Origin of the sequence: Bacillus sp. Xin1, assembly GCF_013314535.1 — a bacterium.
In the GTDB taxonomy this organism is placed as follows: Bacteria; Bacillota; Bacilli; order Bacillales; family Bacillaceae_G; genus Bacillus_A.
Genome location: NZ_JABUAE010000010.1, coordinates 101446 through 125209, shown reverse-complemented (window position 1 = coordinate 125209; position 23764 = coordinate 101446). Strand labels below are relative to the sequence as shown.

Annotated in this window: 19 protein-coding genes and 1 pseudogene; 17 read left to right on the top strand and 3 right to left on the bottom strand. The window is 38.0% G+C overall.

Features of this window, described 5'->3' with window-relative positions; all coding sequences use genetic code 11:
- Positions 1-241 precede the first annotated feature (241 nt).
- The 15 genes from HRG09_RS12170 (at position 242) to HRG09_RS12100 (ending at position 18777) form a co-directional block, all read left to right on the top strand.
- Positions 242-556, top strand: coding sequence for a winged helix-turn-helix transcriptional regulator (locus HRG09_RS12170; RefSeq protein ID WP_000400853.1), 315 nt, complete (start codon positions 242-244; stop codon positions 554-556).
- Positions 557-831: 275 nt separating this feature from the next.
- Complete coding sequence (locus tag HRG09_RS12165; protein ID WP_309232126.1) at positions 832-2118, top strand: C40 family peptidase; 1287 nt, start codon at positions 832-834, stop codon at positions 2116-2118.
- Between the two features lie 604 nt (positions 2119-2722).
- Positions 2723-4069, top strand: coding sequence for an ATP-dependent helicase ComFA (locus HRG09_RS12160; RefSeq protein WP_174101063.1), 1347 nt, complete (start codon positions 2723-2725; stop codon positions 4067-4069).
- Positions 4069-4773 carry a ComF family protein gene (locus tag HRG09_RS12155; RefSeq protein WP_174101046.1) on the top strand — a complete coding sequence of 235 codons (705 nt, stop codon included), beginning with the start codon at positions 4069-4071 and terminating at the stop codon, positions 4771-4773. Before HRG09_RS12160 ends, HRG09_RS12155 begins: the two co-directional genes overlap by 1 nt.
- Before the next feature lie 319 nt (positions 4774-5092).
- Positions 5093-5290 (top strand): cold shock protein CspC, encoded by a 198-nt coding sequence (gene cspC / locus HRG09_RS12150; protein ID WP_001990088.1) that lies wholly within the window; start codon positions 5093-5095, stop codon positions 5288-5290.
- Positions 5291-5941: 651 nt separating this feature from the next.
- A complete protein-coding gene (hpf, locus tag HRG09_RS12145) occupies positions 5942-6484 on the top strand; it encodes a ribosome hibernation-promoting factor, HPF/YfiA family (RefSeq protein ID WP_174101045.1) in 543 nt (180 codons plus the stop codon).
- A gap of 357 nt (positions 6485-6841) precedes the next feature.
- Positions 6842-9352, top strand: a complete 2511-nt coding sequence (secA, locus tag HRG09_RS12140) for a preprotein translocase subunit SecA (protein ID WP_174101044.1) — start codon at positions 6842-6844, stop codon at positions 9350-9352.
- A 287-nt stretch (positions 9353-9639) separates the two neighbouring features.
- A protein-coding gene (prfB, locus tag HRG09_RS12135; protein WP_174101043.1) for a peptide chain release factor 2 occupies positions 9640-10741 on the top strand; the annotation gives its coding sequence in 2 pieces (ribosomal slippage) (positions 9640-9711 and positions 9713-10741; 1101 coding nt in all).
- A 449-nt stretch (positions 10742-11190) separates the two neighbouring features.
- Positions 11191-11514 (top strand): cytochrome c551, encoded by a 324-nt coding sequence (cccB, locus tag HRG09_RS12130; protein ID WP_174101042.1) that lies wholly within the window; start codon positions 11191-11193, stop codon positions 11512-11514.
- Positions 11515-12035: 521 nt separating this feature from the next.
- The gene (ftsE, locus tag HRG09_RS12125; RefSeq protein ID WP_174101041.1) at positions 12036-12722 is read left to right on the top strand and encodes a cell division ATP-binding protein FtsE; all 687 of its coding nucleotides are present in this window, start codon (positions 12036-12038) and stop codon (positions 12720-12722) included.
- On the top strand, positions 12712-13605 hold the full coding sequence (gene ftsX, locus HRG09_RS12120) for a permease-like cell division protein FtsX (RefSeq protein ID WP_174101040.1): 894 nt from the start codon (positions 12712-12714) through the stop codon (positions 13603-13605). Before ftsE ends, ftsX begins: the two co-directional genes overlap by 11 nt.
- Before the next feature lie 118 nt (positions 13606-13723).
- Positions 13724-15160 carry a S41 family peptidase gene (locus HRG09_RS12115; protein WP_483862110.1) on the top strand — a complete coding sequence of 479 codons (1437 nt, stop codon included), beginning with the start codon at positions 13724-13726 and terminating at the stop codon, positions 15158-15160.
- A 140-nt stretch (positions 15161-15300) separates the two neighbouring features.
- Positions 15301-16503, top strand: coding sequence for a PDZ domain-containing protein (locus HRG09_RS12110; RefSeq protein WP_174101038.1), 1203 nt, complete (start codon positions 15301-15303; stop codon positions 16501-16503).
- A gap of 153 nt (positions 16504-16656) precedes the next feature.
- Positions 16657-18372 (top strand): ABC transporter ATP-binding protein, encoded by a 1716-nt coding sequence (locus HRG09_RS12105; protein WP_174101037.1) that lies wholly within the window; start codon positions 16657-16659, stop codon positions 18370-18372.
- A 93-nt stretch (positions 18373-18465) separates the two neighbouring features.
- Complete coding sequence (locus HRG09_RS12100; RefSeq protein ID WP_174101036.1) at positions 18466-18777, top strand: heavy metal-binding domain-containing protein; 312 nt, start codon at positions 18466-18468, stop codon at positions 18775-18777.
- 157 nt (positions 18778-18934) lie between these two features.
- Here the strand turns inward: HRG09_RS12100 and abc-f are convergent, their stop codons facing one another.
- The 3 genes and pseudogenes from abc-f to HRG09_RS12085 form a co-directional block, all read right to left on the bottom strand.
- The gene (gene abc-f / locus HRG09_RS12095) at positions 18935-20569 is read right to left on the bottom strand and encodes a ribosomal protection-like ABC-F family protein (RefSeq protein WP_174101035.1); all 1635 of its coding nucleotides are present in this window, start codon (positions 20567-20569) and stop codon (positions 18935-18937) included.
- Between the two features lie 274 nt (positions 20570-20843).
- A pseudogene (locus HRG09_RS12090) lies at positions 20844-21017 on the bottom strand (flavodoxin family protein); the annotation flags it as partial.
- Positions 21014-21907 (bottom strand): LysR family transcriptional regulator, encoded by an 894-nt coding sequence (locus HRG09_RS12085; protein ID WP_174101034.1) that lies wholly within the window; start codon positions 21905-21907, stop codon positions 21014-21016. The gene HRG09_RS12085 and the pseudogene HRG09_RS12090, both read right to left, overlap by 4 nt.
- A 253-nt stretch (positions 21908-22160) precedes the next feature.
- Between HRG09_RS12085 and HRG09_RS12080 the strand changes: the two genes are divergently transcribed.
- Both HRG09_RS12080 and HRG09_RS12070 read left to right on the top strand, forming a co-directional pair.
- Positions 22161-23183 (top strand): YeiH family protein, encoded by a 1023-nt coding sequence (locus HRG09_RS12080; protein WP_174101033.1) that lies wholly within the window; start codon positions 22161-22163, stop codon positions 23181-23183.
- Between the two features lie 333 nt (positions 23184-23516).
- The gene (locus HRG09_RS12070) at positions 23517-23744 is read left to right on the top strand and encodes a hypothetical protein (protein WP_174101032.1); all 228 of its coding nucleotides are present in this window, start codon (positions 23517-23519) and stop codon (positions 23742-23744) included.
- Positions 23745-23764 lie beyond the last annotated feature (20 nt).

The window sequence follows — 23764 nt, the reverse complement described above, 5'->3', positions numbered from 1 at the left end:
GGATGGAAAAAGGACAAAAACCATTTTTTTAGGTGGGAGAGAGGATCAGCCCATGGAAAGAAGCGGTTTTCGCCCCATGCCATGTGAAAACAGAAGGAGGGAATGAGTGGAAGTCTCCTTATCTTCTTCATAGGCATAATTTATATATTGGAAAATCGAAATGGATTTATAAAAAATAAGGAAAGTTTTATTGCTTACTTTTTATAAGAAACTATTTTATAATAAAGGAGAGGTGAAACATATGGAGCATAATTCTTGTTTATGTCCAAAGTTTGAATCGGCTTTTACGCTGCTTAGTAAAAAGTGGACGGGCTTAATTATTAAATCTTTGTTAGAAGAGCCGAAACGATTTAGAGAAATTGCAGATATTATCCCAAATATGAGCGATCGTATGTTGTCAGAGCGTTTAAAGGAATTAGAGAGTGAAGGCGTAGTTGTACGTAATGTTTATCCAGAAGTACCTGTTAGAATCGAATACGGATTAACAGAAAAAGGAAAAGCGTTAGAAAGCGTTATGAATGAAGTCCAAAACTGGGCTGAAAAATGGGTGAAATAATAGAGTATTTTCTATGAAAAAACACAAGGAGTCTTTCTTGTGTTTTTTTTCATTTTGTAACAAGTCTATGACAATTGGATAAAAAATAGCGTGAATTTCTTAAGATTCTACAAAAAAATACAGGATTAGATGAAGGGTGTCAGGAAATTACAAACACAATATTACATTTATTTTACAAAAGCGTAACATTGGTAAAATATCCCCTGAAATATGGTATAAATTTTAATAGATTATATCCGGAAAATAAAATGAAGGAAAGCGGTGTAAAAAACAAAATGAAAAAGCTAAAAATGGCATCTTGCGCATTGGCTGCAGGATTTATGATGTTTTCAGTAGTAACACCAAATGCATTTGCGGAAAAGATTGATGACGTAAAAACAGAAATTAACGCACAAAACGACACTTTACATAAACAACAACAAGAACGTGATGAGCTTCAAAAACAAATGAATGAGTTAAACAAAACAGTTCAAGGTTTAGATAAGTCTGTTCAAGAAAACGCAGCGAAACTTGACGAAACAACAAAGCAAGTTGAAGAAACAGAGAAATTAATCGAGAAGAAAAACCAAAACATTGCAGATTTACAAACGAAAATTGCAAAACGTGAAGAACTATTAAGAAAACGTTTAGTAGCACTTCAAGAGCAACCAAATACGAACGTTGTAACAGAAGTCGTTGTAAACTCTAAAAACATTGCAGATTTAGTAGATCGCTTAACTTCTGTTTCTAAAATTCTTGAATCTGATGAAGATATCATGAAAACACAACAAGAAGATCAAGCAACTGTAAAAAAAGACGTTGAAACGGTAAAAGAAAAACAAAAAGAATTAAAAGAAGCGAAAGTGAAAATCGAAGCTGCAAAGCAAGAACTTGACGCTGAAAAAGCGAAAAAACAAGAAGCAGTAACTGATTTAAGCGGTAAAATGGATACAGTTGTAAACAACATGACTAGCACGGAAGGTCAATTAAAAGAGCTTGAGTTACAAGCGTTACAATTACAACGTATAGCTGAGCAAGAAGCACAAGAAAAAGCGGCTCAAGAGGCAGCTGCGAAGAAACAAGCTGAAGAAGCACAGAAACAACAAGCAGCTCAAGCAGCGCCAGCACAAGAAGCTGCTGCACCAGCTAAAGAAGAAACTAAGAAAGAAGAGCCTAAAAAAGAGCAACCAAAAAAAGAAGAACCTAAAAAAGAAGAAACTAATAAGGTTGTTAATCCGACACCAGCACCAGGTGTAGTAGGGAAAGCGAAAAGCTTTATTGGAGTTCCTTATGTATGGGGCGGCGCATCTCCAAGTGGTTTTGACTGCAGTGGATTCATTTCATATGTGTTTGGTGTAGGTAGACAAACAGCTGAAGGTTTCTATAACTCAGCGCAAAAAGTTGATAACCCACAACCAGGAGATTTAGTATTCTTTGCAAACACATATAAAAAAGGTATCTCTCACATCGGTATCGTTGTTGGTGATGGTACAATGGTTCATGCTGGAGACAAAGGTATTGCGGTTTCTAGCTTGAGCAGTCCTTATAACCAAGCGCATTTTGCTGGTTACGGTAGATTATAAGATTTTTAACTAAATAAAACACGTGTATAAAGTCGATAGCTTACTATTTTAAAAGTAGGTTATCGGCTTTTTTGGTTTTTTACGAGATAAAGAAAAGGGATTATAGTAGAGGTATAGAGACAAAAACCATTTCTTTTAGGTGGGAGAGAGAATCCGCTTATGGGTAGGAGCGGTCAGTGCCCTTTTTAGCTCCATGCCAAGTGAAAACAGAAAGAGAAAATGAGTGGAAGCCTCTTTCTATTCTTCATAGCCATAATGTGAATGCTCGCAAATCAAATTAGATTTATAAATTGAAAACATGACAGAAAATTTTCTTTTAGGCGGGAGAGAATCCGGTCATGCATAGAACCGGTCAGACCGCTTTTGAGCCCCATGCCAAGTTTGAAACAAAAAGAGAAAATGAGAGCAGGTCCGCTTGTGTTAGAGGTAGCCGTGATTTATCTGTTTAAAAATCAAAATGGATTTATCCCGTATTAACGGGCAGTAGGACCTCCCACCTCAAGGTTCAAAGAGAAATGAGGAGGATAGGTGGGGGCGGGCTACCAGTAAAAATCCGATTGGTGAGGGCTGATTAAAGTTTCACTTTATAGAGGAGGGGGTAACCATACTAGCAGGAAGACAAATGCTACTAGAAGAGCTTTCGTTGTCAAAGGATGAACTAGATCGTTTGAAAAGACAGGGAGATATTTCTTTAGTAAAAGGTGTAATAAAAAAATCTTCACGCTATGTATGCCAACGCTGCGGGAATAGCGAGCAGCGGTTATTTGCAGCATTTTTATGTAAAAGGTGTAATGAGATGTGTACGTATTGCCGAAAATGTATCACGATGGGGCGAGTGGGAGAATGTACGGTGCTTGTTCGAGACATAAAAGCTGCAAAGTGGGGGTGTGTGCCGAACCCTTTGCGTTGGGAAGGTCAATTATCACCAGGACAAGGCAAAGCAGCTAGGGGAGTAGTCGAAGCTGTGCGGCGAAAGGAATCATTTTTTATATGGGCGGTATGCGGAGCTGGTAAGACGGAGATGCTTTTTTATGGTATTGAGGAGGCGCTAAAAAAAGGAGAGCGGGTTTGTATTGCAACGCCGCGGACTGATGTAGTGTTAGAGTTAGCGCCTCGCTTACGAACGGTTTTTCCGGATGTACCGATTGCTGCGCTATATGGTGGTAGTTTGGACCGTGAAAAGGAAGCAAGACTCATTGTTTCTACAACGCATCAATTGCTTCGTTATTATAAGACCTTCGATGTTATGATTGTTGATGAAATTGATGCTTTTCCATATGCGATGGACAAGATGTTGCATTATGCGGTAGAGCAAGCGAGTAAAGATCATGCGGCGCAAATTTATTTAACGGCCACTCCGGCAGAAGCATGGAAACGTAAGTTATGGCGTGGAAAACAAAAAGGTGTAATTATTCCAGGGCGTTATCACCGTCATCCTTTGCCAGTTCCAAGGTTTCAGTGGTGTGGAGATTGGAAAAAGGCGTTAAAGCGAAAGGGAATTCCGCCTGTTGTTTTGAAATGGTTAAAGTATCATCTCCTTAAACAATCCCCTATTTTTCTATTTGTTCCCCACGTACGTTATATCGATGAAGTAAGTACATTATTAAAACCATTGGATAATCGAATTGAAGGAGTTTATGCGGAGGATTCAAAGCGAAAAGAAAAGGTGGCGGCTTTTCGAAACGGGAATATCCCGCTATTAGTAACGACAACGATTTTGGAGCGTGGCGTGACGGTAGAGAATTTGCAAGTCGCTGTGTTAGGAGCAGAAGAAGTCGTTTTTTCAGAAAGTGCGCTTGTACAAATTGCTGGCAGGGCTGGGAGAAGCCATCGTAAGCCAGATGGCGATATCTTTTATTTTCATTATGGAAAAACAGAAGCGATGATACGTGCGAAAAAGCATATTCAATCTATGAATAAAAGAGCTAAGCAAGAAGGGTTGATAGATTAATGCATTGTCTACTTTGTGATGATTCTATTTCCGAGAGCATTAGCTGGTATTCTTTTTTTATTCAGTCTGAAAAGCAGTACATATGTGAGAGGTGTGAACGAAAACTTTCCTATATTATAGGAGAAATTTGCGAGGATTGCGGTAGATCATTTGCGTCCCTTTCGGAGGAATATAGGAAGGGTAACCTTTGCAAAGATTGTGTAAGATGGAAGGAAGAGATGAAGTTTCTACCTATAAAAAATCGATCTGTGTACGTCTATAATGATTGGATGAAGGAAGTGTTAGCTCGGTTTAAATTTCGAGGGGACGCTAAGCTTGTTGAAGTTTTTCGGACGGAATTTATAGCTGTATTTCATAAGTATTTTTCAGATTGCCATGGAGTTATTCCGATTCCGCTGAGTAAGGAGAGAGAATATGAGCGTGGTTTTAATCAAGCGGAATTATTAGCATCTTGTTTACCAATCCGTATTTTACAAACCTCTTTTAGTAGAAAAGATACGGAAAAACAAAGTAAAAAAAAGCGTATGGAGAGGCTTTCAGTAGCAAATCCCTTTTACTTTCAAAAGGAAGAAATGTTGACTGGTCAGCATCTTTTGCTCATTGATGATGTGTATACGACAGGCATTACGTTGAGGCAAGCTGCAGAGTGCTTGTATGATGCAGGTGCTCAAACAGTGTCTAGCTTCACTCTTTGCCGGGGGTAATATATAAATCCAAATGAAAAAACCAACATCAAACCATTCTTTTAGGTGAGCGAGAGCATCCGGCCATGCATAGAAGCGGTCAGTGCCTTTTTTCGCCCCATGCCGTGTGAAAACAAAAAGAGGAAATAAGTGGAGAACTGTTTTTGTTTTCATAACCGCAGCTAATATATTGAAAAATCAAGATGGGTTTATATATATACATGTCGAAAGATACAATAAAAAGACGACAAGACTTCTTTGACTTGATATGTTGTCATTCGTTATAGTCAAAATATGGGGTAAATGCCCTTATTTTTCGAGTGAAGGGAATGGAAAGAACATGCAAGGAAGAGTGAAATGGTTTAATGCAGAAAAGGGATTTGGCTTTATCGAACGCGAAGATGGTGATGATGTTTTTGTTCATTTTTCTGCAATTCAACAGGATGGATATAAGTCGTTAGAAGAGGGGCAACAAGTAGAATTTGACATTGTAGATGGTGCACGTGGACCGCAAGCGGCGAATGTTGTGAAATTATAATTCTGAATGAATAGTTTTGTGAGAAACATAGAGCTGCGTATGTGGTAACGGTTTGTATATATAGATATTCAATTGGATCTTCCAACATATAAATTACGGCTATAAAGAACAGAAGGAGACGTCCACTCATCGTCTCCTTCTGTTTTTACATGACGAGGCTAAAAAAGGCCCTGACCGCTACTATCTATGGACGGATGCTCTCTCCAGCTTAAAGTTTAGAGTTTATGTTGATTTTTAAATTTATAAATTGAACTTGGATTTACTAGCATATAAATTACGGCTATAGAAATAAAAGGAGACTTCCGCACATTGCCTTCTTCTGTCTTCACATGGCATGGGGCTAAAAAAGGCCCTGACCGCTACTATCTATGGACGGATGCTCTCTCCCACCTAAAAAGAATGGTTTTAATTTATTATTAATATTGAAAACGTTGTCAAAAAGTTGTTTCTTTTCTGTAACGAATTGTCCACACTTATATTCGTTATTTACGATGTGAATAGGGTAAAATGTAAATAGAAACGATGCATCTTTTCTTTTCAACAAAAAACGATAAAAAATTGCAATTTCGCTAACTTTTTAAATAAAGTTAGAAGGAGTTTTTAAGCCGGTGTCGAAATTGTATACATAGGCTTGAAAGGAGGAATTCATCTATGAAATTCAACATTCGTGGTGAAAATATTGAAGTAACTCCAGCATTAAAGGAATATGTAGAGAAAAAACTTAGCAAATTAGAGCGTTATTTTGATACATTTCCAGAGATTAAAGTTAATTTGAAAGTATACTCTGACAAGCAACGTGTCGAGGTAACAATTCCATTTACAGATTTATTACTTCGTGCAGAAGAAACTCATAGCGATATGTACGCTGCAATTGACTTAGTAGTTGATAAAATTGAGCGACAAATTCGTAAACATAAAACAAAAGTAAATCGTAAATTACGTGAAAAAGGTTCTCCGAAAACTGCATTCATCCTTACAGAACCAGCGGCAACTCTGGAAGAAGTAAGCGAGGATGAATTAGAACTAGTACGTACAAAACGATTTGACTTAAAACCAATGGACGTTGAAGAAGCCATTTTACAAATGGATATGTTAGGACATAACTTCTTCGTCTTCACAAATGCCGATACAAATGAAACTAATGTTGTATATGGCCGTAAAGATGGAAAATATGGTTTAATTGAAACAAAATAATAAGTAGAAAACGCAGCTGTAAAAGGCTGCGTTTTTTTATTTGGTATAAAATTATTTTATTCTTTACTCCGTTATTATGGGAAAAGGCGACCCTAGTTTATAATTGAGTGAGAATCAAAGCAGTCTATAAAATTCTTATTGAGAAAAGTTTTAGCTAATTTTGACCGTGCATTTGGTCGGTTGTTGTCATAGTTATAAAACAAGTGTTACAATTATCATTAGGTTTATACTTTTTTGTTTTTTAATTAGGAAAAAAATAGTAGAAAATAAATTAGCGTTTTATAACGACTGATTAGTGAGCTGTAATATAGAGCGCGATCAGAAGTTTTATTTTAATAAAAGAGGAGCGTATTTCCTATGATCGGTATTTTAAAAAAGGTGTTTGATGCAAACCAGCGCCAAATTAAACGTATGCAGAAAACTGTGGATCAAATAGAAGCGTTAGAATCATCGATTCAACCGTTAACTGACGAACAATTAAAAGGGAAAACAATTGAATTTAAAGAGCGTCTTACAAAAGGTGAAACAGTAGACGATTTATTACCAGAGGCTTTTGCGGTTGTTCGTGAAGCAGCGACACGCGTTCTTGGTATGCGCCCTTATCCTGTGCAATTAATGGGTGGTATTGCCTTGCATGAAGGGAATATCTCTGAGATGAAAACAGGGGAAGGTAAAACGTTAACTTCTACTTTACCAGTTTATTTGAACGCTTTAACAGGTAAAGGTGTTCATGTTGTTACAGTCAATGAATACTTAGCACAGCGTGATGCGGGTGAAATGGGACAACTACATGAGTTCCTTGGCTTAACAGTAGGAATTAACTTAAATAGTATGTCACGTGAGGAAAAGCAAGCTGCTTATGCTGCTGATATTACATATAGTACAAACAATGAGCTTGGTTTTGACTATTTGCGCGATAACATGGTGCTATATAAGGAGCAACGTGTTCAACGTCCGCTTCATTTTGCGATTATTGATGAAGTCGATTCCATCTTAGTCGATGAAGCGCGTACGCCGCTTATCATTTCTGGACAAGCACAAAAATCAACAGAATTATATATGTTTGCAAATGCGTTTATTCGTACGTTAGAAAATGAGAAAGATTATTCTTTTGACGTAAAAACGAAAAATGTCATGTTAACAGAAGACGGAATTACGAGAGCAGAGAAAGCTTTCCATATTGAAAACTTATTCGACTTAAAACATGTTGCACTTCTTCATCATATTAATCAAGCGCTTCGTGCACACGTTGTTATGCACCGCGATACAGATTATGTTGTACAAGATGGTGAAATCGTAATTGTAGATCAATTCACTGGTCGTCTTATGAAAGGCCGTCGTTATAGTGAAGGTTTACACCAAGCAATTGAAGCAAAAGAAGGCGTAGAAATTCAAAATGAAAGTATGACGCTTGCGACAATTACATTCCAAAACTACTTCCGTATGTACGAAAAGTTATCAGGTATGACGGGTACTGCGAAAACAGAAGAAGAAGAATTCCGTAACATTTACAATATGAATGTTATTGTAATCCCGACAAACAGACCGATTGTTCGTGATGACCGTGCGGATTTAATTTTTAAAACGATGGAAGGTAAATTCAACGCAGTTGTTGAGGATATTGTGAAACGCCATAAACAAGGACAACCAGTTCTTGTTGGTACGGTTGCAATTGAAACGTCTGAACTTATTTCAAACATGTTAACACGTAAAGGTGTACGTCATAATGTCTTGAATGCGAAAAACCATGCGCGTGAAGCGGATATTATTACAGAAGCAGGATTTAAAGGATCTGTAACGATTGCGACGAACATGGCTGGCCGTGGTACAGACATTAAATTAGGCGAAGGTGTAAAAGAAGCTGGTGGCTTAGCGGTTATCGGTACAGAACGCCATGAAAGCCGTCGTATTGATAATCAGTTACGTGGTCGTGCTGGTCGTCAAGGAGACCCTGGTGTGACACAATTCTACTTATCAATGGAAGATGAACTAATGCGCCGTTTTGGTTCTGACAATATGAAAACAATGATGGATCGCCTCGGTATGGATGATTCACAACCAATTGAAAGTAAAATGGTTTCTCGTGCTGTAGAATCTGCACAAAAACGTGTAGAAGGAAATAACTACGATGCGCGTAAACAACTTCTACAATACGACGATGTACTTCGCCAACAACGTGAAGTAATTTATAAACAGCGTCAAGAGGTAATGGAATCAGAAAACTTACGTGGCATTATCGAAGGAATGATGAAATCTACTGTAGAACGTGCCGTTGCTCTTCATACGCAAGAGGAAATTGAAGAAGATTGGAACATTAAAGGTCTAATTGACTACTTAAATACAAACCTTCTTGAAGAAGGGGATGTAAAAGAAGAGGAATTACGCCGCCTTGCGCCAGAGGAAATGAGTGAACCAATCATTGCGAAGTTAATCGAGCGTTACAATGAAAGAGAAAAGGTTCTACCAGAAGAACAAACGCGTGAATTTGAAAAGGTTGTTGTATTCCGCGTTGTTGATACGAAATGGATGGATCATATCGATGCAATGGATCATCTTCGCGAAGGTATTCATTTACGTGCTTACGGTCAAATTGACCCGCTTCGTGAATACCAAATGGAAGGATTCTCAATGTTTGAATCAATGATTGCTGCTATTGAAGAAGAGATTTCTCGTTACATTATGAAAGCAGAAATCGAACAAAACCTAGAGCGTCAAGAAGTAGCTCAAGGTGAGGCAGTTCATCCGAAAGATGATGGTGAAGAAGCGAAAAAGAAACCAGTCGTAAAAGGTGACCAAATCGGACGTAACGACCTATGCAAATGTGGCAGTGGCAAAAAATATAAAAACTGCTGTGGTATTGGACAATAAAGAAAAGCGGAAGCAGCTCGTTCAGAATGTGAGGGGGATGGAGCTCCTGACAGAGAGGCGTAGTTTGCCTCGGAGGAAGGCGCGAAGCCACCGACCATTCTAGCTGCTGGAGCTGGACAATAAAGAAAAGCGGAATCGGCTATGCAACCAATAAAGTTTCACTTCCAAAATGGAAAAACTTTAGGAATATCCATATAATAAAAAGGGACAAACTCTCTCTGTAACAAGCGGAGGGAGTTTCCCTTGTTTTATACAAAAGCGAAAGCAATTACATAGAGGTGAAGAGCATGGAACTAGTGGAAATTAGGCAAGAATTAGAGAAAATGGCTAAGAGATTAGCGGCTTTTAGGGGGTCTCTTTGACCTCCCTGCAAAGGAAAAACGTATTGCAGAGTTAGAAGAAACAATGATGGGCGCTGGTTTTTGGGATGACCAACAAGGTGCGCAAGCTGTAATTAATGAAGCGAATGCACTGAAAGATATGGTTGGAAAGTTTCGCCAGTTAGATGAAACGTTTGAAAACTTAGAAGTAACACACGAGCTTTTAAAAGAAGAATACGATGAGGATTTACATGAAGAGCTAGAATCTGAAGTGAAATCTTTAATTCAAGAAATGAATGAGTATGAGCTTCAGTTATTATTAAGCGATCCTTATGATAAAAATAATGCTATTTTAGAACTGCATCCAGGTGCAGGTGGAACAGAGTCACAAGACTGGGGTTCTATGTTATTACGTATGTATACAAGATGGGCTGAAAAACGTGGATTTAAAGTAGAGACAGTTGACTATCTACCAGGTGATGAAGCTGGAATTAAGAGTGTTACGCTATTAATTAAAGGACATAACGCTTATGGCTACTTGAAAGCTGAGAAAGGTGTGCATCGTCTTGTACGTATTTCACCATTCGATTCTTCAGGTCGCCGTCATACATCGTTCGTATCTTGTGAAGTTGTACCTGAATTCAATGATGAAGTTGAAATTGAAGTGCGTACAGAAGATTTAAAAATAGATACGTATCGTGCGAGTGGTGCAGGTGGACAGCACGTTAATACGACGGATTCAGCGGTTCGTATCACGCATACGCCAACGAATACAGTTGTAACGTGCCAATCAGAACGTTCGCAGATTAAAAACCGTGAGCATGCAATGAAAATGTTGAAGGCGAAACTATATCAAAAGAAATTAGAAGAACAACAAGCTGAGTTAGATGAAATCCGTGGTGAACAAAAAGAAATTGGCTGGGGTAGCCAAATTCGTTCTTACGTATTCCACCCATACTCTCTAGTGAAAGATCATCGTACAAATACGGAAGTTGGGAATGTACAAGCGGTTATGGATGGAGAAATTGATCCATTTATTGATGCTTATTTACGCTCTCGTATTTCCTAAGAAAAAAGCCAACGGACTGTTGGCCTATCGGTGAGGAGATAGAAGGTATAAAGAGGTATACTTTGTCTCTAGTGATAGAAGAAGGAGGAAGAGAAGTTGGGTGACAACTTCTCTTTTTGATGAGATTGGTTTTATCATACAAGATCGCATATTGTTTTGTAAAAAGAAGAAAATAAAAGAACTGAGCTGTAATTGATGAGGAAACTATATAGGATTTTTTTATTCTGTTTTTTAGAAAAAGGTTCTTTGCGGTAATTTGTATCTGTTCACAGAATTGAAACAATTGCTGGAAGCTTTGTATCAGTAGGTTTCTCATCATTTTGTAAAAAATATCCTCTATAGGTTGGTTTTTCTGTAAGAGGATAATTATTATAATGGCTAGTGAGAGCTGTGTAAAAGTATAGCTGCATCCATAATGAGAAGGACATCAATAACGGGGAGCGATATAAGTGAAAAAGAAATTGTTGACTATTGCATTAGGAACAACATTAGTTTTTGCTGTAGGAGCATGCGGGAAGAAAGAGGAAAGTAAGTCTTCTAATCAATCAGCGAGTACGGATAGTGCCGAACAGATTTACAAAAAGAGCTGTGCAGGTTGCCATGCTAATGATTTATCAGGTGCAACTGGACCGGATTTACGAACAGTAGGCGGCAAGTATGATGCGGCAGATATTGAAAAAATTATTGAAAAAGGCCGCGGCATGATGTCTCCAGGAATTATTCAAGGTGAGGATGCTAAAAAAGTATCAGAATGGCTAGCAGAACATAAATAAGAAAAGCGAAAGCGGCTCGTTTAGAATAGGAGGAGGATGGAGCTTCAGACGAAGAGGTGCAGTTTGTCTCATGGGAAGAAGTGAAGCCACCTCCGCTTCTAATTGGTTTTTATACTTATTTTATAGAAAGCATAATAAGATGATTTATATTTTAATAGAGAATATTTGCAAAACATTATAGATTGTTAAATGATTAAATATGGACTTGTTATCGGTAAAATAGGGCTCTAGATAGCTGTTTTTTCGTGTTTCTTTTTATGCTGTAACATAACTGTAACAAAATTGTATCCGAATTGGAAACCGAATGATGTTACAATGTAGTTTGTAGAATTTTGCTGAAACATGTACATAAGCAGCAGTGATAGACTGGAAATGTTTTCACTGTTCATTGAAACAACAGAAATACATCTATAGATTTGCAGTACAACAGAGTGTAAGTAAGGGTGAAAGCTTTTGCTTTCATGTTCAGATAGACAGAGAAAGTATGTCGAAAAAAATCATTAAGTATTGGGTGATAAATAATGATAAAAATGACGAATGTTTATAAGGAGTATCCAAATGGTATGAAAGCCATCGATGGGCTCACAGTTAACATTAAGCAAGGTGAATTTGTATACGTAGTTGGACCGAGTGGAGCCGGGAAATCTACATTTATTAAGATGATGTATCGTGAAGAAAAATCAACAACAGGATCTATCAATGTGAATGGACTTGTAATTGAAACGTTAGCAGAGCGAGATGTACCATATTTCCGTCGTCAGCTAGGCGTAATTTTCCAAGATTTCAAATTGCTACCTAAATTAACAGTATATGAGAATGTAGCGTTTGCTTTAGAAGTAATTGAAGAAGAACCTGATGCGATTCGTGAACGCGTTACTGAAGTGTTAGGTCTTGTAGGTCTTGATGATCGTGCAGATGCACTTCCAAATGAGCTTTCTGGTGGAGAACAACAGCGTGTGGCGATTGCAAGAGCAATTGTAAACAAGCCCAAAGTTGTAATTGCCGATGAGCCAACAGGAAACTTAGATATTGATACAGCGCTTGATATTATGAATATCTTTAAACGTATTAATGAGCGTGGTACAACAATTGTTATGGCGACGCATAATGCAGATATCGTAAATACAATCCGTCATCGTGTAATTGCGATTGAAGGCGGAAAAATTGTTCGAGATGAGATTGAGGGAGGATACGGATATGAAGAATAAAACCCTTAGTCGACATTTACGAGAAGGTGTAAAAAATCTATCACGTAACGGATGGATGACGTTTGCTTCTGTAAGTGCAGTAACTGTTACATTATTACTTGTAGGTGTCTTTTTAACAGCGATTATGAATATGAACCACTTCGCAACGAAAGTGGAGCAAGATGTAGAGATTCGTGTACACATTGATCCAGCAGCGAAAGAAGAGGATCAAAAGAAATTGGATGAAGATCTTAGCAAAATTGCAAAAGTAGATTCTGTTAAATATTCTTCTAAAGAAGAAGAGTTAAAACGTTTGATTAAAAGCTTAGGTGACAGCGGAAAAACGTTCGAGCTATTTGAGCAAGATAATCCACTTAAAAACGTATTTATTGTAAAAGCGAAAGAACCAACAGATACAGCAACAATTGCGAAAAAAATTGAAAAAATGCAGTTTGTAAGTACAGTTCAATATGGTAAAGGCCAAGTTGAAAAATTATTTGATACAGTGAACACAGGCCGTAATATTGGGATCCTGTTAATTGCTGGTCTATTATTCACAGCAATGTTCTTAATCTCTAACACAATCAAAATTACAATTTATGCGCGAAGTACAGAGATTGAAATTATGAAACTTGTAGGTGCGACAAACTGGTTTATCCGTTGGCCGTTCTTACTAGAAGGTTTATTCTTAGGGGTACTCGGTTCAATTCTTCCGATTATCGTGATTTTATCTACTTATAATTCGCTTCAAAATATGTTTAACCAAAAGCTTGGAGGAACGATTTTCGAACTTCTTCCATATAGTCCGTTTGTATTCCAACTTTCCGGTTTATTAGTGTTAATTGGTGCATTAATCGGTATGTGGGGAAGTGTAATGTCAATTCGTCGCTTCTTAAAAGTATAAAAAGTTGCAAACATAATTCGTACAAGCTTATCATATAGTAGAAATAGGTAAAGGCATCACACAATGTGTGATGCCTTTTGCTACACCACCTGTGTGTTTTGGAAAGGGGAATTCCGCATTGAAACGTAGAGTTGCGATTATTGGAATGGTTGTTGCATTTTTAATTGGTGCTGGCGGAATGTTTGCAGGTATGTATATGTTTGGAATCAATCCATCTTATATGACGCAAACAATTTCAAGTGATAGTACTGGCACGAAGCAAGGGGATTTAGCTAAAATTAATGAAGCGTATGCATTGATTGATTCGCGTTATGTGGAAGACGTGAAGGACGGCAAGCTTGTGGAGGGTGCGATACAGGGAATGTTGTCTACGCTGAAAGACCCTTATTCCACGTATATGGATAAAGAAACAGCGAAACAATTTGAGCAATCACTTGATCCGGAGCTCGAAGGTATTGGTGCTGAGGTGAACAAAACGGACGGGAAATTGATCATTGTCTCTCCAATTAAAGGATCACCGGCAGAAAAAGCAGGCATTAAACCAAATGATCAAATTCTATCAGTAGATGGAAACAGTGTAAAAGATTTATCACGTGAAGAAGCAGTCTTAAAGATTCGTGGTAAGAAAGGAACGACTGTTGCCATTGAAATCAAAAGGCCTGGTGTGACGGATCCACTCGAATTTAAAATTAAACGTGAAAAGATTCCGATTTTTACTGTATTTAGTTCTGTAAAGGAAGAGAAGGGGAAAAATATAGGTTATATTCAAATTACATCTTTCTCTGAAAATACAGCGAAAGAATTTAAAGATCAATTAAAAGAACTTGAAAAGAAAGATATAACAGGTCTTATCATTGACGTGCGTGGTAATCCAGGGGGTTACTTAAATAGTGTGCAAGATATTTTAGGATTAATCATGACAGACAAAAAGCCAATGATGCAAGTTGAACAACGAAATGGTGAGAAAAAGAAATTTTCAACTGAATTAAAAGAGAGAAAACCATATCCGATTTCAGTATTAATTGATAAAGGAAGTGCATCTGCTTCTGAAATTTTAGCGGGTGCATTAAAAGAAGGAGAAGGATACGATTTAATTGGTGAAACAACATTTGGAAAAGGCACTGTTCAGCAAGCTGTTCCGTTTAAAGACGGCAGTAACATTAAACTGACAATGTTTAAATGGCTTACACCAGATGGCAATTGGATTCATAAGAAAGGAATTGCCCCAACAGTGGAAGTGAAACAGCCAGGTTATTATCATGCAACACCAATTCAAATTGAGAAAACACTTTCTTATAATGCGAATGACGTGCAAGTAAAACATGCACAAGAAATGTTGAAAAGTTTAGGGTATGTTCCTGGGCGTGAGGATGGATACTTCAGTAAAGAAACTGAGTCGGCTTTAAAAGCTTTCCAAAATGCAAATGAAATGGAAGTAACGGGCCAACTTGATAAAAAGACAGCTGAAGTCCTTCAAAATAAAATTATTGAAAAAATCCGCTCTGGTGAAAATGACTTACAATTACAGGCTGCATTAAAATTAATGGCGAAGTAAGAAAAAATACAGGCATGTTATTGCCTGTATTTTTTTGTATGTATTTGTAATGTAATAACAGCAAGGAAAGCGAATGTTGAAGAAAACCCCACTGATTAAAGTTTCACTTTATGATAAGATAAAAAGAAAGAATGATATAAATGGTGGTGAATCGGTTCGTGGAGGCATGGTCTTTTGAGATAATGCGAGCAGTTGGGCGTTTTTTCTTACATCCTGCTGTTTATGTGTTTTTGATAAGTAGCATCTTTGTTGGATACTTACGTATATTACGAGAACGAAAAGATTTTTCTTTTAAAGTATATGATGTTTGGTTTGAACTACGAACATCTCTGTTTGCAGGAGTTGGATATGGATTTATTGTATCCATCATAACAGTCGGGGCTGGGCTAGTTTTGTCGCAAGCAAGTATATGGATCATTTTGATTTGGACACTTGTATTTGGATTAGCTGCTGGATATAGATATTTATCTGCTGCTTATACATTTGGTGTGGCAATTGTAGCAGCTTTATTGTCTTCTAAGCTCCCAATCTCTTTCTTACAGTTTGGGGAAGGGGAAGAGAGCACGATTGCATCACTTGCCATTTTACTTGGCTTGATGCTAGTTGTAGAAGGACTATTAATTTCGAAAAATGCAGTGCGGTATTCAACGCCAAAAATGCGTAAAGGCAAGCGTGGTTTGAATATTGGATTGCATGAATCAAAGCGTTTATGGCTCGTTCCAATTTTTATTCTTGTGCCAGGAGATGCTGTCACACAATTTGTTTCGTGGTGGCCAGTCGTTTCGGTTGGCTCGCAAACATATTCCTTATTCCTAGTTCCGTTTGTAATTGGCTTTATGCGAACAATTAGAAGTGAGGAACCGACGGAAGCGTTATGGTTTACAGGAAGACGTATATTTGGATTAGCGACTCTTGTTCTTATTTTAGGTGTAGTTAGTTATTGGTGGTCTGTTTTAGCGATTATTGCAATGGGAGTTGCAATGCTTGGTCGCTTTACTATTTCAATGCGAGAGCGGATCGCTGATGAAACGCGTCCAGCGTACTTTGCAGCGCGCGATGATGGATTAGTTGTATTAGGTATTATTCCAAATACAGTCGGTGCAGAATTAGATTTGAAGCCCGGAGAGGTTATTACGAAAGTAAACGGTGTAATTCCTAAAACTGCAGAGGAGTTTTATGATGCGCTTCAGTTTAAGACGACAGGGGCATTTTGTAAATTAGAAGTGCTTGATACAAATGGTGAGCTTCGCCTTGCTCAAACTGCATTATATGCGGGTGGACATCATGAATTAGGTATCGTGTTTGTAGAGCAAGATCATAAGTGGGATACGGAAGCAGTGTAAATGAAAAGACCTTCATTCATGAAGGTCTTTTTTCATTTAGAATAAGAGATTTGTAGACAGATAACTTGAATAAACACTTGATAATGGTTATCATTTAGTAGGGGCTTTGTTATGATGCAAAGTCTTTTTTATTTTGAATGAGGGAGGAACTTTATGCTACGTCGATTTTTTTCTTACTATAAGCCATACAAAGGTTTATTCGTACTCGATTTTTCCTGTGCGGTTATTGCGGGCTTGCTGGAACTTGGGTTTCCGCTTATCGTAAATCAGTTTATTGATAAATTGTTGCCAGGACAAGATTGGACACTTATTTTATGGGCTTGCATCGGGCTATTCGCAATCTATGTGTTAAATGCAGGATTACAATATATTGTTACATATTGGGGACATATGCTTGGTGTTAATATTGAAACAGATATGCGCCAAAAATTATTTGATCATATTCAAAAGCTATCATTCCGATTTTTTGATAATAACAAAACAGGTCATTTAATTTCACGCCTTACAAATGATTTAATGGAAATTGGTGAAATTGCTCACCATGGACCCGAGGACTTATTTATTGCGATTATGACTTTAATTGGGGCCTTTTCATTTATGATGATTATTAACTGGAAGTTAGCCCTACTTACTTTCTTGGTAATTCCATTCTTACTATGGTTAGCACTTTATTTCAATCGTAAGATGACAGGAACGTTTAGACGTTTATTTTCAGATATTGCTGACTTTAATGCGTGCATTGAAAATAATGTTGGGGGAATTCGTGTTGTCCAAGCATTCGGAAACGAAAAGTTTGAGAAGGAGCAGTTTGCGGTAAACAATGCTCGTTTTCGTACGACAAAGCTAATGGCATATAAAATCATGGCTTTAAATTCATCGATTAGTTATATGTTGATGCGCCTTGTAACATTGTTTGTTTTAATTTGCGGAACTTGGTTTGTTCTGCAAGGAGAATTAACATATGGTGGGTTTATCGGATTTGTATTATTAACGAATATTTTCTTCCGTCCAATTGAAAAAATTAATGCGGTGATTGAAAGCTATCCAAAAGGAATTGCAGGTTTTAAAAGATATGTAGAACTTCTTGAAACAGAACCTGACATTGTAGATTCTAAGGATGCAATAGAAGTAAAACAAGTACATGGTGATATTGAATATAAGAACATCACTTTCGGATATGACAAACAAGAGCCGATCTTAAAAAATATTGACTTAAAAATTAATGCGGGAGAAACGGTTGCGTTTGTTGGCGCATCCGGTGCTGGAAAGACAACGCTATGTAGTTTATTGCCACGTTTCTATGAGCTTGCAGATGGCTCTATCACAATTGACGGTATTGATACAAAAGACATGACGTTATCGTCACTTCGTAAGCAAATTGGAATTGTGCAGCAGGATGTGTTCTTATTCTCTGGAACGATTCGAGAGAATATTGCGTATGGAAACTTACAGGCTTCAGAAGCTGAAATTTGGAAAGCGGTTAAGCGTGCACAATTAGAGGACTTAATTTACTCGCAGCCAGACGGATTAGATACTGTCATTGGTGAGCGGGGGGTGAAACTTTCAGGAGGACAAAAACAACGTTTAGCAATTGCTCGTATGTTCCTGAAAAATCCACCAATATTAATCTTAGATGAAGCAACTTCTGCGCTGGATACAGAAACGGAACTTGCGATTCAGAAATCGCTTGCTGAATTATCAGTTGGCCGCACGACATTAGTAATCGCTCATAGACTTGCAACAATTAAAAATGCAGATCGCATCGTTGTTGTAAATAAAGATGGTATCGCTGAGCAAGGATCCCATGAAGAATTAATCGAGCAAGGCGGTGGATATAGCAGATTATACGAAGCGCAGTTTAGTTCTTAAGATATAAGAGAATTTGATATATGTAATTTAAACGGAAGTGGAGTATCATATATGTAGGTAACAAAAAGATACATATATAGGAGGATGTAAAAAATGATTGTAACAACAACTTCTACTATTCAAGGGAAAGAAATTATCGAGTATATTGATATTGTAAACGGCGAGGCAATTATGGGGGCAAATATCGTTCGCGATTTATTCGCTTCTGTTCGTGACGTTGTCGGTGGCCGTTCCGGTGCATATGAAAGTAAATTAAAAGAAGCGCGTGATATTGCGATGGAAGAGATGAAATCTCTTGCGAAGCAAAAAGGTGCGAATGCGATTGTTGGCATTGATGTGGACTATGAAGTAGTTCGCGAAGGAATGTTAATGGTTGCGGTCAGCGGTACAGCTGTCCGTGTATAACATATAAAGAAAAAAGCCGTGCTCATTGCACGGCTTTTTTATGTTCACGAATGTCTTATATTGTAGAAGCGTTGATATATTTGGGTCACCCTAGCATATCGAACCTCCGATATTTCTTGGGAAATGGCGGGAACCTCGTCGATATATAGGGAAGACGCTAGAGTGCTTCCTTGCAACTCCGAATTCTCTTCAATAACTCTTCATATTCTTGCTCAAGAAGTACAATGTCATCGTAGCGATCTGGCATGGAAATACGTCCGATAACTTCTGTTAGTTTTGTTTGTAATCGTAATAGTTCTTGCTCGGTCGTGTTGACAGAAGTTTGTTCTGTTCGTTTCGTATATTGATCATAATTCCCGTGAAAGAGTCGTGGTTCTGTCTCATCGATATGCAAAATATGATCTGCAACGGAGCGAATAAAGGCGCGGTCATGGCTAATGAAAAGGACGGTGCCAGGGTACTCTTGCAAAATGTTCTCTAGTTCTTCTTGCGTTGTTAAATCTAAATAATTCGTTGGTTCATCGAGCAGAAGCATATTATAGTTTCCTAAAAATACTTTTGCGAGTGCAACTTTTGTCCGCTCACCTCCGCTTAATACGTGCACAGGTTTATGCACATCTTCGCGTCGGAAGAGAAGGCGAGCTAATATTGTACGAACGAATGCTTCTGTGTAATTCGTTTCTTCCATCACGTTTTCTAAAATTGTTTTATCTGTTTTTAAAATGGATAACGTCTGTTCAAAGTATCCGATTTTACAACTTTTTGAAAGTTGAATGCCACGCTCTTTTGCGAGGATCATTTTGAATAACGTTGTTTTTCCGCTTCCATTCGCTCCTAAAATAGCAAGTTTTGCCCTAGGAGCAACACCGCCATTCATATTTTGAAACAGTGTGCGGTTTTCAAGCTTTTTCGTTGTTTTATTAAACTGTATAGCCGTTTTACTGTGAATGGGTGCATGATACTGTACATCAAATTGAGCTTGCGAAAACTCTTTTGGTTTTTCTTTCTTTTCTAGTTTTTCCAGTCTCGTTTCTAATGCTTTTGCTGCTTTGCTAACGTTCTCTTGGCTAAGGGCAGCACCTAATTTATAAAGTTTAGACTCAGAAGAACTATACCGAGTTGGAATCTTTGTCATACTAGAAGCGCGCTGCTTTCGGTGTAAAATAGATTGTTCTAATCGCGTCTTTTCTTGTACGTATTGCTCATATTCGGCTTGTTTTTGGATTCGTTCACGCTCTTTTTGTTCACGGTAATTTGAATAGTTCCCTCTATATTCACGAACTGTACCATCTTCAATTTCAATAATCTTTGTACAAATTGCATCTAGAAATGCACGGTCATGAGAGATTAGGACAATTGCGCCTTTATAAGACAAAAGTGCTTGTTCTAGTTGTTCTGTACCATACATATCTAAATGACTCGTCGGTTCATCTGCAAACAAAATAGATGCTTCTTGCTCAAGAGCATGAGCAATCTTTAAGCGCATCCGCTCACCGCCGCTCATTGTCTCTGAAACGCTCGAAATGTTCCACTTTCCCTTTGCGAGAGAGGAAGCAGTTGCTAACGTCTCTTCGCTAAACTGAGGAATGATAGCGATAGAGCCGTGATGCGTAACCGTAACTTCATCAGGTTCTACTTCTTTGCTTAATATTTGTAATAACGTAGACTTTCCAGCACCGTTAATCCCGACGATTCCGATGCGATCATTCGCCTGTATTTCAAGTGATTGTAATGTGAATATAGTGCGGTTACCGAAGCCTTTTTCAATATTGCGTGCAAATAAAATGGTCATAAAAAATCCTCCCTAGTTTCACTAGAGAGGATAGACGACGCCCATATATGTAAAAAAGTGTGCGAAAATAAGCGATGCACATATTTTTACACGATCACGATAAAAGAAAGTATCGACAAATGGACAGACTAATCCTCTTCTAGTTTTCATCATTTTGTTTCACTATTTGTGATGAATGATTAGAAAAGAGAATTAGAACTTCATTGGCCGGGTTACCTTCCTTTCATAATATTATTTTTATTGTATGCGCATACAAACTAATTTGTCAAACCAATTATTGGTCGTTATTTTTAAAGTGTTCATTATATAGTTTTATTTTTGCTAATGCTTCTTTATCCTTTGAAATTTCACCGGGCGCGTTGGCATCACCGATAATATAGCCTTCAAACGAAGAACCGACAAAATCAAAGATGTATTAGAGTTGTGCGATAAGCGGCAATGCTTTTAAATCTGTTTTTGTACAAATGATTGAACGTGATCTAAAAAGACTTGAATCGCTTTAGAGTGGATAAAGTATTTACCACGAACGATAGAGAAAGGACGGATGAGTTTTTCGTTTGGAACTTCGATATGAAAAATCTCCTTTGCTTGCAATTCTTTCCTTACAGTCCAGTCGGAAAGGATTGCGATGCCAAGCCCCGCGGCAACGGCTTCCTTTACACTTTGAATGCTGCTAAAGGTAAAGAAGCGCTTCATTTTTAAATGGTGATGATGGATAAAGCGATCGCTATAGGCACGTGTGCCAGAGCCAGTTTCTCTCAGAACCCATACTTGATCTTGGAGGGAAGCTTCATCGATTGTATGCATGCTCAGAAGAGGGTGATTTGGTGGAACAACAAGTTTCATTTCATCTTCCATAAAAGTCTCTACATCTATGTCGGTGTATACGACTTGACCTTCTACTAAGCCGATATCGATTTGGTTGGAACGAAGGCTTTGGAGAACTTCTTCTGTATTGGAGATGAACGTATGTACCTCTACGTGCGGATTTTCATTGGCATAGCGCGCCAATATTTTCGGAAGTAAGTACTCACCGATCGTAAAGCTCGCTCCGATGCGCAGCGTTCCCGTGACAACGTTATGTAGTTCGTTAATTTCTTGTTTTGCTTCTTCATAAAGAGATAGCATTTGCTTTGCATGGATATATAAAATGTTACCGGCCTCTGTCACTTGAACATGCTTTGGGGAGCGCTGAATAAGAGTAGTACCAAATTCGTTTTCCAAGTTACGGATATGCATGCTGACGCCGGGCTGTGAAAGATTGAGTAGTTCTGCCGCGCGCGAGAAATGCTTTTGTTCTACGACAGTCACAAATATTTTTAAGATATCAACGTTCATTGTATATACTCCCTTACTTTAGATTTGGCTGTGCTCGGTCTCTTCGCGTCTTCCTGCGAGGCAAAGGACGCCTCTACGTCAGAAGCTCCATCCTCCTCCCATTCTGAACGAGCCACTTACGCTTTTCTAGTTTACCATAAGTTTTTCTGATGATTGAGATTGAATATTGGTATTAAACTTATCATTGAAACTCTTCTATAATGTAAATATAAAGAACATGCATGTTCCAATATGATTATTGGAGTGGTACGAAGTGGAACAAACACTTGTTATACAAAAGAAGAAGCGCCTCGGTTTTTCGCAAGGGATTGGAATTACGTTATTAATTGCCATTGCTGCGAAATATTTAGCAACGCTTCCGTTTTTAAATATTATGGGGCAATTAGTGATCGCTATTCTAATTGGGATGATTTGGAGAGCGACAATTAGTGTACCTTATGAAGCAATCGCAGGAACAAATTTCGCTAGTAAGAAGTTACTTCGCTTCGGAATTATTTTACTTGGAATGCGTTTGAATCTAGTTGATATTGCAAAGGCTGGGCCCAAGGTGTTAGTGATTGCAGCTGTTGTTATTGCATTTACACTTGTTGTTGTATACGCATTAACACGCTTTTTTAAAGTAGATAAAAAGCTTGGTATTTTAACGGCGTGCGGGACAGCGATTTGCGGCGCGGCTGCAGTCGTGGCAATTGCGCCACAAGTGAAAGCGAAGGATGATGAAACGGCAGTTGGAGCGGCGATTATTGCTATTTTAGGTACGATTTTCACGCTCATTTATACGTTATTATATCCGGTTCTCGGTTTATCTCCTTACGGTTACGGTGTATTTTCTGGAGCAACACTTCATGAAATTGCCCATGTCATCGCTGCGGCCGCGCCAGGCGGAAGCGCATCTGTTGATATTGCGGTTATTGTGAAATTAACGCGCGTTACGATGCTTGTACCAGTGGCGATTTTAATTGGTTTATGGTTTAAGCGTAATGAAGGGAATGGACAAAAAAGTTCTTGGCGTGATATTCCGATTCCATGGTTTATTTTAGGATTCTTGGCAATGAGTGCGGTGCATTCGTTAGGTATCGTACCAGAGAATATTGCAGGGTCCATTGTAACCGTCGCTTACATGCTTATCGCGATGGCAATGGCTGGGCTTGGCTTAAATGTAGAGTTTACGACGTTTCGTAAGTTAGGAAGTAAAGCGTTTGTTGCGGGATTAGTAGGATCAGTTTGCCTTTCGGCTCTTGGTTATATTCTTGTATATGCGTTAGGATTTATGTAAGGTAAAAAAGGAGGCATAGTGAATATGTCTCTTTTTTTATTTCGTAAAGACCCCTTTACCTATATATGGAAAAATAATATAATTAAAGTAAAGTGTATGGGTGCGAAAAATAGAACTAAAGAGCTAAGAAAGTAAAATCCAATTACGCGAAATGATGAAAATGATACAAGTGACAAGGTAGATAATTGAGGCGATTGAAAATCATCATTATCATTCAGACTTAGAATTGTCACTGAAGATCACGAAATATTTTCGGATGGGTATGGAGGAGATTTTTAAGGTGGAATAACAGATATAAAGATTTGTAAACAGATAAATAAAGGGGAAAACAGAATGGGATTAGCGGTTTTATGTGTGGTAGCGGCGTTATTTGCATTTATATGGGGGATGCAAAATTTTGTTCACAATCCAGTGCCGAGTATGCTCGTTGTTATTGGAGTTGTTGGATTATCGTATTATTTACTAGTATCAGCACACTATCACAAAACAGCAACAAGTGTTCTAGTTGGTGCGATCTTTTTGACATGTGGACGTACAATTCAAAAAATAGTATTTCCGTAAAAGCTGGTTTATTTATGTAA

What these genes read in the sequence shown, in the direction of transcription:
- HRG09_RS12170 (WP_000400853.1), top strand. Translation starts at nt 242, where the DNA reads ATGGAGCATAATTCTTGTTTATGTCCAAAGTTTGAATCGGCTTTTACG.
- HRG09_RS12165 (WP_309232126.1), top strand. Translation starts at nt 832, where the DNA reads ATGAAAAAGCTAAAAATGGCATCTTGCGCATTGGCTGCAGGATTTATG.
- HRG09_RS12155 (WP_174101046.1), top strand. Translation starts at nt 4,069, where the DNA reads ATGCATTGTCTACTTTGTGATGATTCTATTTCCGAGAGCATTAGCTGG.
- cspC (WP_001990088.1), top strand. Translation starts at nt 5,093, where the DNA reads ATGCAAGGAAGAGTGAAATGGTTTAATGCAGAAAAGGGATTTGGCTTT.
- hpf (WP_174101045.1), top strand. Translation starts at nt 5,942, where the DNA reads ATGAAATTCAACATTCGTGGTGAAAATATTGAAGTAACTCCAGCATTA.
- secA (WP_174101044.1), top strand. Translation starts at nt 6,842, where the DNA reads ATGATCGGTATTTTAAAAAAGGTGTTTGATGCAAACCAGCGCCAAATT.
- ftsE (WP_174101041.1), top strand. Translation starts at nt 12,036, where the DNA reads ATGATAAAAATGACGAATGTTTATAAGGAGTATCCAAATGGTATGAAA.
- ftsX (WP_174101040.1), top strand. Translation starts at nt 12,712, where the DNA reads ATGAAGAATAAAACCCTTAGTCGACATTTACGAGAAGGTGTAAAAAAT.
- HRG09_RS12110 (WP_174101038.1), top strand. Translation starts at nt 15,301, where the DNA reads ATGGTGGTGAATCGGTTCGTGGAGGCATGGTCTTTTGAGATAATGCGA.
- HRG09_RS12105 (WP_174101037.1), top strand. Translation starts at nt 16,657, where the DNA reads ATGCTACGTCGATTTTTTTCTTACTATAAGCCATACAAAGGTTTATTC.
- HRG09_RS12100 (WP_174101036.1), top strand. Translation starts at nt 18,466, where the DNA reads ATGATTGTAACAACAACTTCTACTATTCAAGGGAAAGAAATTATCGAG.
- abc-f (WP_174101035.1), bottom strand. Translation starts at nt 20,569, where the DNA reads ATGACCATTTTATTTGCACGCAATATTGAAAAAGGCTTCGGTAACCGC.
- HRG09_RS12085 (WP_174101034.1), bottom strand. Translation starts at nt 21,907, where the DNA reads ATGAACGTTGATATCTTAAAAATATTTGTGACTGTCGTAGAACAAAAG.
- HRG09_RS12070 (WP_174101032.1), top strand. Translation starts at nt 23,517, where the DNA reads ATGGGATTAGCGGTTTTATGTGTGGTAGCGGCGTTATTTGCATTTATA.